The sequence below is a fragment of the Variovorax sp. 10N432 genome (assembly GCF_056394465.1).
In genome coordinates this window covers 1-417 of record NZ_JBFTHX010000165.1, presented here as the reverse complement: position 1 = coordinate 417, position 417 = coordinate 1, and the positions used below count along the sequence as shown (strand labels likewise).

Below are 417 nucleotides of genomic sequence, written 5' to 3'. Positions count from 1 at the left end.
GACCTGCGACATCGCGAGGGGCGAGAGGATCATGTCGTTGCCGGTCGTCACCAGCAGCGTCTGGCCATCGGGCGGCGCGTTCAGCACGCTCGCCGCGGCGATCGATCCGCCCGCGCCGGGCAGGTTCTCGACGATGACCGTCTGCCCGAGCGCCGACTGCAGCGGTAGCTGGACCTTGCGGGCCGCGACATCGGCGGGACCACCGGCGGGATAGGCGACGCGCAGCACGATCGGCTTCGAGGAGAGCGACTGCGCCTGGGCGCTGCCGAAGGGCTGCAGGACGGCGGCAGCGATGATCCAGCCGAGAAGGCGGCCGGTTCCTTGGTTGCTGTTCTTCATGAGGGGCTCCGAGGTGATTGCCAGTTGGAGAGACCGGAAAGCGGATTGATTGCCAGTTGGAGAGACCGGAAAGCGGAT

Annotated in this window: 1 protein-coding gene; it reads right to left on the bottom strand. The window is 67.6% G+C overall.

Annotation, left to right across the window (positions count from 1 at the left end):
• Positions 1–339: Bug family tripartite tricarboxylate transporter substrate binding protein (locus tag AC1DF3_RS37165; protein ID WP_478142837.1), on the bottom strand; the 339-nt coding region annotated here is incomplete at its 3' end.
• Positions 340–417 lie beyond the last annotated feature (78 nt).